Annotated in this window: 9 protein-coding genes and 1 pseudogene; 7 read left to right on the top strand and 3 right to left on the bottom strand. The window is 41.6% G+C overall.

Annotated elements, in window-relative coordinates; genetic code table 11:
- Window positions 1-215 precede the first annotated feature (215 nt).
- The 3 genes and pseudogenes from BIZ37_RS18315 to BIZ37_RS18305 all read left to right on the top strand — a co-directional run.
- A pseudogene (locus BIZ37_RS18315) lies at window positions 216-800 on the top strand (helix-turn-helix domain-containing protein); the annotation flags it as partial.
- A 133-nt stretch (window positions 801-933) separates the two neighbouring features.
- Window positions 934-1,086, top strand: a complete 153-nt coding sequence (locus BIZ37_RS18310; RefSeq protein WP_170114874.1) for a hypothetical protein — start codon at window positions 934-936, stop codon at window positions 1,084-1,086.
- A 129-nt stretch (window positions 1,087-1,215) separates the two neighbouring features.
- The gene (locus tag BIZ37_RS18305) at window positions 1,216-1,572 is read left to right on the top strand and encodes a hypothetical protein (protein ID WP_107296611.1); all 357 of its coding nucleotides are present in this window, start codon (window positions 1,216-1,218) and stop codon (window positions 1,570-1,572) included.
- A gap of 58 nt (window positions 1,573-1,630) precedes the next feature.
- Here BIZ37_RS18305 and BIZ37_RS18300 read toward each other — a convergent pair whose 3' ends face one another.
- Window positions 1,631-2,077 (bottom strand): NUDIX pyrophosphatase, encoded by a 447-nt coding sequence (locus tag BIZ37_RS18300; protein WP_187462706.1) that lies wholly within the window; start codon window positions 2,075-2,077, stop codon window positions 1,631-1,633.
- Window positions 2,078-2,424: 347 nt separating this feature from the next.
- On the opposite strand from BIZ37_RS18300, the gene rpoS reads away from it, so the two are divergent.
- On the top strand, window positions 2,425-3,303 hold the full coding sequence (gene rpoS, locus BIZ37_RS18295; protein ID WP_107296613.1) for an RNA polymerase sigma factor RpoS: 879 nt from the start codon (window positions 2,425-2,427) through the stop codon (window positions 3,301-3,303).
- 489 nt (window positions 3,304-3,792) lie between these two features.
- Window positions 3,793-4,329 (top strand): DUF1439 domain-containing protein, encoded by a 537-nt coding sequence (locus BIZ37_RS18290; RefSeq protein ID WP_187462705.1) that lies wholly within the window; start codon window positions 3,793-3,795, stop codon window positions 4,327-4,329.
- Window positions 4,330-4,404: 75 nt separating this feature from the next.
- Here the strand turns inward: BIZ37_RS18290 and BIZ37_RS18285 are convergent, their stop codons facing one another.
- Both BIZ37_RS18285 and chrA read right to left on the bottom strand, forming a co-directional pair.
- Window positions 4,405-4,698 carry a hypothetical protein gene (locus BIZ37_RS18285; protein ID WP_187462704.1) on the bottom strand — a complete coding sequence of 98 codons (294 nt, stop codon included), beginning with the start codon at window positions 4,696-4,698 and terminating at the stop codon, window positions 4,405-4,407.
- 206 nt (window positions 4,699-4,904) lie between these two features.
- Window positions 4,905-6,050, bottom strand: a complete 1,146-nt coding sequence (gene chrA, locus BIZ37_RS18280) for a chromate efflux transporter (protein ID WP_187462703.1) — start codon at window positions 6,048-6,050, stop codon at window positions 4,905-4,907.
- A gap of 403 nt (window positions 6,051-6,453) precedes the next feature.
- Between chrA and BIZ37_RS18275 the strand changes: the two genes are divergently transcribed.
- Window positions 6,454-7,380, top strand: a complete 927-nt coding sequence (locus BIZ37_RS18275; RefSeq protein WP_187462702.1) for a LysR family transcriptional regulator — start codon at window positions 6,454-6,456, stop codon at window positions 7,378-7,380.
- Window positions 7,381-7,523: 143 nt separating this feature from the next.
- The gene (locus tag BIZ37_RS18270) at window positions 7,524-8,027 is read left to right on the top strand and encodes an OmpA family protein (protein ID WP_187462701.1); all 504 of its coding nucleotides are present in this window, start codon (window positions 7,524-7,526) and stop codon (window positions 8,025-8,027) included.
- Window positions 8,028-8,059 lie beyond the last annotated feature (32 nt).

Below are 8,059 nucleotides of genomic sequence, written 5' to 3'. Positions count from 1 at the left end.
CGTCCCTACTCCACAGCCACTCAATCGCAGGATGAACTACCTTGGAAAGAGACACTTTAATCTGGGAAAGCAGGCTGACAATTTAAAATGGGATAAACACACAGTGTAAGATCCAGTTAGAAATGTCAGGTTTGAGCCAGATTAAAATGTCATGTTGTTCTAGCTTCAAAACACGCTTTCTTTGCTGTGTTTGGAGCCCTTGGATGTTATTGACCATGACTGACAATGAATTACAGAGAATCAAATTAATCCAAGACATCTGTGATAAACGGATCACCGGTGTCGAAGCTGCCCGCTTACTTAAACTCAGCCCTCGCCAAGTTTATCGCTTGGTCAAACGCTTCATCGAACTTGGTGCTGCTGGTTTGGTTTCTTTAAAACGTGGCCAGCCCGGCAACCATCGCCATGATGACGAATTCAAATTACAGACACTGGCCTTGCTCCATGAGCAATACGCAGATTTTGGTTCGACACTGGCCCATGAAAAACTGGCGGAGCTTCATAGCATTCATGTCCCGGTTGAAACCTTGCGCCAATGGATGATCGCTGATGGTCTCTGGGTTCCCCATGCCAAGCGCAGACCACGAGTCTATCAACCTCGTCACCGCCGTGATTGCCTGGGTGAACTGATTCAAATCGACGGCTCCCACCATGACTGGTTTGAAGGTCGCAGTTCCAAGTGTTGTCTGCTGGTTTACATCGACGATGCCACTGGCCGCCTGATGAACCTGCGCTTCAGTGAAACCGAATCGGCCTTCGATTACATGGTGGCTACCCGTGAATACCTTGAACAGCACGGTTAGTCCTCCTACCCTGATTCATTGATTTCTCTTATCGTTATAAGCAAAAAGTCGATTAGTTGTAATCTAATATCTCTGCTTTAATAGCGCCCATAGATAATTCAATCTTATTGTTAATAAACAAGGTGTTATAATGTTTGCAGAAGAAGATCGTGTAGTTGCAACTAAAGGTATTGAGCTAGGTGAGATGGTTGTTACTGGCATCAGCAGTGGCGGCTTCTACATCCATGTTAAAGTTGATGGTATGACTTTGACTTACCCTGCACAAGATCTTAAGAAAGCATAATTCATGCTGTTCAAATGATTTCAGAAAGGTAGCTTCGGCTACCTTTTTTCGTTTCAGTTTTAAAAATCTATACTTACCTAAACACGCTACATTCATTGTAAACCTAGTTAATGAATACAGGATTAGCATATGGGTATTGCCTTCCACCCCGACTCTGAGCTTGATGATGTAAAACTGACACAACTCCACGAAGAGTTGCTCTCAAAAAAAGCTCACTTTAAAGATGAGATCATCAAACTAAACCAGGTCATCGCCAAAAAGGAAGACTGTTCTGTAACAGATGTTGCTGAGGCCGCCAACATTAGAGAAGAAGCTGACAGAGCAATGGGGCTTGTCGAACAGTACACCGAGACGCTGGCTTTAATAGAAAAAGCCCTATCTCATATGGAGCATGGTACTTATGGCGTCAGTGATAAGTCAGGTAACCCTATCCCATTTGAACGGCTTAAAATAATCCCTTGGACATCAACATGTGCCGATGACTAGGAAGCTGAAGACACAAGACTAATAGTGTTAGCCTGCTATGCGCGACGTAAGTGTCTTTCTAATCCGATACTCTCAACCAAGACGAAGGCGGCGTATCAATAAAGTGTTCCCATACATGCTTGTAAAATTGGTGTTGATTGGGAAAAGGCGCCAACATTAATGCCTCTTCTAATGAACACCAACGGTACTCAGTATGCTCATGATTAATAATCACTGGCTGTTCACCAGCACAAAACGCCACGAAGCCAATCGCCATGAAAATTTGGTCAGTTTGAGCATGGTAAAACTGTTGTAGATAGTCTGCGTTATACAACTCGTCTACCTTCAGTTGTGTTTCCTCTGCAATTTCACGGATCACCGCGACTGTAGCACTTTCGCCTAGTTCGATTTTACCCGCGACATTGCACCAGTAGTTATCATCGATTCTTTTTAACATTAACATCATAACTTTACTGTTTCTTTTGCTAAAAACGACACTGGACACAAGGTTTGTCTTCAGCTCCATATCCCCCTCCGAGAAACATTTTGAAAGACATAAATCAGGTTTATTTACGATATATTTTATGATTAAAGGCTATAACAACGTCAGCTATATGTGCACAACATACTGATTAACTAGGCAATAGTCAGCATATGTTCCAACCTCACCATACTATGTGAAAGTTTTAACCAAGTAGCACTTTCTTAGTAAATTAAAAGACTTTGTCAATAGCATAATGCAACACATTCTTGCTTTTATATAAAAACACACCATTCCTCAATGGCATATGCATACTGTTCATGTTAGTGTGTAGATGTAACAAATTAAAACAAACATATAACATTTTGGGTTGTCATTGTTAGGGGTAAGATATGGATATCAAATCACAAGAACTAAATAATGGTTTCGATGCTGATGTAATCCATCTGTATCTACAAGAAATCGCGCACAAACCTTTACTTACGAAAGAAGAAGAAATTCTTTACAGCAGAAAAACTCTTCGTGGTGATAAATTTGCCAAAGCAACAATGATTGAGAGTAACCTGCGTCTTGTTGTAAGCATTGCCAAAAAATACCGCAATAGCGGTATGTCACTAAGTGATCTTATCGATGAAGGAAATATCGGTTTAATCACTGCCGTCGAGAAATTCGATCCTGAACGTGGTTTCCGCTTCTCTACCTACGCGACATGGTGGATTAAGCAAACCATAGAACGTTCTATCCACAATCAGGCACGTACTATCCGTCTACCGGTGCATGTGTCCAAAGAGATCAACACGATTCTTCGTACTCACAAGCAATTGATGAAAACGACGAATCAGGAGCCAAGCCAGGAAGAGATCGCTGCAAAGCTAGAGCGTTCTGTAGAAGATATTTCAAATGTACTGGCATATGATGCCCCTGTCGTATCAATTGACCAGCAAATTTCAGACGATTCTGGTTCCCAAACTATCTCTGCATTTATTGCTGATGATGAAGGCGTCAAACCAGAAAACGAACTGGATAAACAAGACATCAGCAAACTTGCCATTGCGATGTTAGAAAGCTTAAACGAGCGGGATCGTGAAATCCTATGCCGCCGCTTTGGGTTGCTAGGTTATGAAGCACAAACACTTCAGCAAGTAGCTGACGAAGTCGGCCTGACACGTGAACGTATTCGCCAACTACAAGTGAGTTCATTGAAAAAACTGAAGAACACGCTTAGCCGTGAAAATTATGACCTAGAGCTTCTATTTGCAGAAACTGCATAATAAACTGAAAGAACTTAAAAGCCCTCCTTTTCGAGGGCTTAATTTTTTGTAATCATCTGCTATATCATTTCACTTCTCTACGATCCAACCTCTAATCATTGAAGCTTAAACATGTTAACAAACTCCGCTGTCCGTATATTGTTACCAACTCAACGACAGACGGTGTTGGTAGTATGAAGTACAAAGCAGTATTCCTTATCTTGATATTGGTGTTAAGCCATAGCGGGTTTGCCCTTTCAGCGACGAAGAAAAGCAAAGAGTGTAAGAAAATCACTAATAAGATAGAGTCAATCCAGAAAAAAATGCGGTCTGGCTACTCAGCAAAGAAAGGCGCTAAGTATAACGAGCAATTGAATAAATTATACAAGCAGCAGTTTAAAAAGTGCTTCTGATCAGGGTGTTCATTTACTGAATCTCGGTTATGGACATTTGATACGACATACCTCTGATACGCTTTTATAGATAATAAAAAGGTATGAGGCGCTAATTGTGAATATCATTTATACCCTGTTGCTGTCGCTGTTACTTTCCTCGTGCGCTAGTTACAGTGTAACTGAAAAGGAAATTCAGGATTACCTTGATGACAGAAGCGGATTTGAAAGAACTGTAGGCGTTAAAGGGTTAGCTCATGCCAATATTAAATTCGAAAATGTGAAAGTAGGTATTGGACGTGTTGCTGATGACAGAGTCAACCTTGATGCTGACTCAAAAGCACAGATAACAATCCAAGGGCAGAGCACGCAGAATTTACAAATTAAAGTCAGCTTTAGTGCTATTCCCTACTACGACAAAGAAGAAGGTGCCATTTTTCTTAATGACTTAAATGTTGAAGACATCGATATTCAACCCAATGAACTGAACCTTCCTAGCAAACAATTACTGTCTCCAATCATTGAAATGGTTGGGCAATATTTGCTCACGAGACCAGTGTATAGGTTAAGTGATGAAGACTTTAAACAATCCATGCTTAAAACAGCCAGACCAGAACTACTGATTAAGAATCACGAGTTGGTGATACAGATATGAATATCATAACACGATAGATACCAGAAACATGACGGTGTCTATCGTGTCTAGTGAACTAACAAATGATTATAGTGCTTAAGGTGTTTCTCTCTTCTCGAGGAAATTTGTACCAGCTGCTTCATCAATAATATGAATAGCTCGTTCTGTTTCAAACGCTTTTTTCATAGCTTCAGCAGCATAGTTTTTAATAGTTGATTCATGAGAGTTTACAAAAACATAGATGAAAAGCGCTAAACCGAACAATGCAGCTACAATTGAAAAGACTGTACGTTGTATTATACGCTTTTCTGATTCCCGAAGTTCTTTTTCAAGAATCTCTATAACATCATAATTTGTAAGGTTTGGCCTTATTTTTCTTTGATTTTTCATGTAGTTAGTGACCAATGCGTAATAGTTATTTGCAGTTACTTTATCAGCCCATTCTTAACTTTACCTTAATCAGCTTTAAACATCGTAGGAAGCATTATTGGTTTGGGATATGTGTGTATATTTTAATTTCAAATAAATAGTTATAGTGCGCTAGGTTAAGAAAGAACACAGCCCGAAGGCTGTGCGTTTTTAAATCGTTTTCATGCTTAGATGATGCATTGGTAACCAACAAACAATGCTATCAAGCCCCATACAGGAATGTTTCGATACTTAAGAAGATAGAACCCAACAATAACGGCAATAACATCAAATACAGAGCTTATTGAAGTTGAGATTACCGGTTTGATAAATGCACTACCCAGCAAACCGACAACACAAGCATTAACCAGCAAAATTGACTGTTGAAGACGCTGATGTTTGAACAAAGCACTCCAAGCCGGCAAAAATGCAAACAGTAATAAACTGCCTGGCAAGAATACAGCAATTGTAGCGAGCAAACTACCAATAAACGGGCTTTCAGAAATAGTCGATGCGCCTAAATAACTTGCCATTGTAAACATTGGCCCAGGGACTAACTGCGCAGACGCATAGGCACTCAAGAACGTATCGGGTTCTACCATCCCCTCCATCATTGGTTCAAGAAGTGGAAGAACAACGTGACCACCACCAAATACAAAGCTACCCGCTTGATAGAAAACATTGATAAGGTTAAGCAGTTCTGATTTTCCAGCTAGTAGCGGTAAGCCCAATAGCAAGATCGCAAAGACACTGACGATACCCAGATGAGGTTTAATCATCGGCTGACTCGATAACTCGGAATTATGTTGCTTCTGAGATGAAATAACAAAGCCCAAGCATGCCGCCAACAAAATAGGCACAATCTGCCCAAGCAACCCTGATGTAACAAAAACACTAATCGCAGTCGTAATCGCAACAGCTGCAGTAAGTTTGCTAGTAATGTTTTTCTTAACCATCCCCCACATAGCATCTGCAACCACAACAACGGCCAACAATTTAGCAGCCTGAATCACCGTATCGATGAAGGCAACATCATTATATTGCTGATTACCAATAGCCAAAAAGGTTAGTAATAAGAATGACGGGAATGTAAAACCGACAAATGCAGCAAGTGCACCTAAGTAACCCGCTCTTTTAAACCCGATAAACATTCCAAGCTGGCTACTTGCAGGCCCAGGTAAAAACTGACATAGAGCAACAGCCTGTGTGAAGTCTTGATCGGTTAACCACTTCTTGTTTTGAACGAACTCTCGTTGGAAATAACCAATATGAGCGGCAGGGCCACCGAAGCTATAAAGACCTAGCAGAAAAAACTGCCACATTACTTTGAACATAAAACCTCCTAATGAGGCTCAGATAATATAGCCAAAGAGCTAATTAATGAAATCGTTCAATTTAATGGCTTCAATTGATTTTGTTAATTTAGCTTTTCTACTTCAACGATCTAAACGCAACGGGTTGCTCATACGACATAGCGTAGATCGTTTACTATCGCCACTCTTTGTTTACACCGAGAAACAATACCGCCAAGCTTCTGATTTAATTAGAGAATGTCATTAGATATATTTCCTTTATCTGTGTGATTTCAATCAATTGATTCACCTTCAACGAGTCGCTATTGATGCATGACTCGCTCACCAACATCTTAACTGGCGTCTTCATATAAGTTGGACAGTGATTCTCCCTATTCATGTTCAATGATATAATTCCTGAGTTAACATGAAGTTGGTCTGAACTATGCTAGAAAATCTGCAACAAATGGTGATCCTTGCCACTGTCGGCCATGAGCAAAACTTTACAAGGGCCGCAGAACGCCTCGGGATTTCAAAATCTCAAGTCAGTAAACAAATCCGCTTTTTGGAAGAACGACTTGGTTGTCAACTTGTACAGCGCAGTACTCGTACCGTCGCCCTAACCGAGATAGGTCTTCAATATGCTGAGTATGGCCAACAATTGCTTGATACGGTAAACGAGGCTGAAGCGCTTGTTGCAGGTTATCGAAACGAGATTAAAGGCGTATTACGTATTGGTATTGCCCAGTCTTTCGGTAATCCCCACATTACTTCTGCACTGGCTGAATTCCAAAAAGAGCATCCCGGCTTAGAATTAGAGGTGAGCCTTTTCGATCACCGCCCTAACCTACTTGAAGAAGGTTTTGATTGCTGGGTTGCTATTCACGAGCATCCTCCAGAAGGTATGGTTGCCCGCCGTCTTGCTGATTGTCATTTCGCGGTTGTGGCCTCTCCTGAATATATAAAAGAACATGGCGTGCCAAAAGTACCGGGGGATTTACGCCAGCACAACTGTATTACTTATCAAAGCCGCGAACGTAAATATATCAACTGGGAGTTCACCAGGGATGGCGTAAGACAGTCAATTCGTGCTCGTGGTAATTACCGTATAGATAATGCGCCAGCAGTGCTCGATGCCGCCATGTCTGGATTAGGGATTGCATATCTAGCCACTTACTTGATCACTGATGAAATTGAGACTGGCAAACTAGTTCAACTGCTCCCTGAGTGGAAAGCGGATGTTGAGTTACCCATTTATGCTGTTTATCCTCGCAGGAAATACCTTGCGCCAAAGGTCCGTTCATTTATTGACTTCATGGCTGAGCGCATGTCAGTACCACCTTATCGCACCCCCAATCCTGTAGCTCGTTGATCAACCTAGCTATCTTATTTTCGCAGTTGTGATTCGCTTCAAATCAGCTAAACCTAACATATATGACTTTAGAATTAGGTTTAGTTGGTTTGAATACACTATCAGCTTCTGTCGCTAAATTTTTTTCCCGCGCCATTCCCCTTGTGGTCGTTTCCCTTGCTTTGGGCTGTGGCAACGGCAGTGACAGCGTCACCCCTCCAGCGACGTCTCAATCTAGCGGTAGTGAGAATGTAGTGCCTAATGCTCAAATCCTGCTGACAGAATTGCCGGAACTTCGCACTACTGTGTATTTTGATATGGAAAGTTTCGACTTAACACCAGATGGACAGCTTTTGCTCGACCCAATCGCGGTCAGGTTAAGACAGCACCCTGACAGTTATGTCATCGTGGTTGGGCATAGCGACGAGTTTGCTAATGAAGACGATAATATTGGCCTTTCATACGAACGGGCATTTACAGTAGCGATTTATATCTCTTCTGTCTTTGGCGTTGAAGAGGAGCGCATTCAAATCGTCTCTGCTGGAAGTACAGAGCCATTAAGTACTGGTGACCGCCCTGTCGACAGGCAACGGAACCGACGCGTCGAGGTGTTATCACCTAAATCAATAGTGCGTACACTTAGTCCGACCAATGATGCGAGATTCTAGCTCGCGTTAATGACGGTTTCTTACCTTACTAA

This window comes from Photobacterium sp. BZF1 (genome assembly GCF_014349205.1).
Taxonomy (GTDB): domain Bacteria; phylum Pseudomonadota; class Gammaproteobacteria; order Enterobacterales; family Vibrionaceae; genus Photobacterium.
Note: the sequence above shows the minus strand (reverse complement) of the source record. Positions and strands in the feature narration are given on the sequence as shown.

What these genes read in the sequence shown, in the direction of transcription:
- BIZ37_RS18310 (WP_170114874.1), top strand. Translation starts at nt 934, where the DNA reads ATGTTTGCAGAAGAAGATCGTGTAGTTGCAACTAAAGGTATTGAGCTA.
- BIZ37_RS18305 (WP_107296611.1), top strand. Translation starts at nt 1,216, where the DNA reads ATGGGTATTGCCTTCCACCCCGACTCTGAGCTTGATGATGTAAAACTG.
- BIZ37_RS18285 (WP_187462704.1), bottom strand. Translation starts at nt 4,698, where the DNA reads ATGAAAAATCAAAGAAAAATAAGGCCAAACCTTACAAATTATGATGTT.
- BIZ37_RS18300 (WP_187462706.1), bottom strand. Translation starts at nt 2,077, where the DNA reads ATGGAGCTGAAGACAAACCTTGTGTCCAGTGTCGTTTTTAGCAAAAGA.
- chrA (WP_187462703.1), bottom strand. Translation starts at nt 6,050, where the DNA reads ATGTTCAAAGTAATGTGGCAGTTTTTTCTGCTAGGTCTTTATAGCTTC.
- rpoS (WP_107296613.1), top strand. Translation starts at nt 2,425, where the DNA reads ATGGATATCAAATCACAAGAACTAAATAATGGTTTCGATGCTGATGTA.
- BIZ37_RS18275 (WP_187462702.1), top strand. Translation starts at nt 6,454, where the DNA reads ATGCTAGAAAATCTGCAACAAATGGTGATCCTTGCCACTGTCGGCCAT.